The organism is Tropicimonas sp. IMCC6043, assembly GCF_004146235.1.
GTDB lineage: Bacteria > Pseudomonadota > Alphaproteobacteria > Rhodobacterales > Rhodobacteraceae > Tropicimonas.
Window position 1 is genome coordinate 1 of sequence record NZ_SELO01000176.1, and the last position, 372, is coordinate 372.

The window sequence follows — 372 nt, forward strand, 5'->3', positions numbered from 1 at the left end:
GCGGATCCATTTGATCATCATCACTCACATTCGCCCTTGCATCTCTTCGCGGCGATGTTTGCGCCGCGTGTCGTTCCTTTGTTCAAATGACCGGTTCGGCCCTGTAGGTTTCTCCCTTCGCAAGCAGTGCCCATGCGGTTCGGGCGGTCTTGTTGGCGATAGCCACAGTGACGAGCCTCGTTGGTTTGCGTTCAAGAAGGGATCGGACCCAGGCCCCGGTTCGTGTGTGAGTGGTTTCAGCGCGCCGCGTCACCGACGTCGCGCCGACGACCAGCAGCCGGCGCAGATAGCCATTCCCCATCTTGGAGACCCTTCCCAGCCGCTCCTTTCCACCTGACGAGTGCTGTCGTGGCACCAGCCCGAGCCAGGCTG

1 protein-coding gene is annotated in these 372 nt (G+C 61.3%); it reads right to left on the reverse strand.

The genetic code is table 11. The features are described 5' to 3' along the window. Nucleotides 1-82: 82 nt before the first annotated feature. On the reverse strand, nt 83-372 hold a 290-nt coding region (locus EU800_RS26305; RefSeq protein ID WP_129636384.1), incomplete at its 5' end, for a transposase.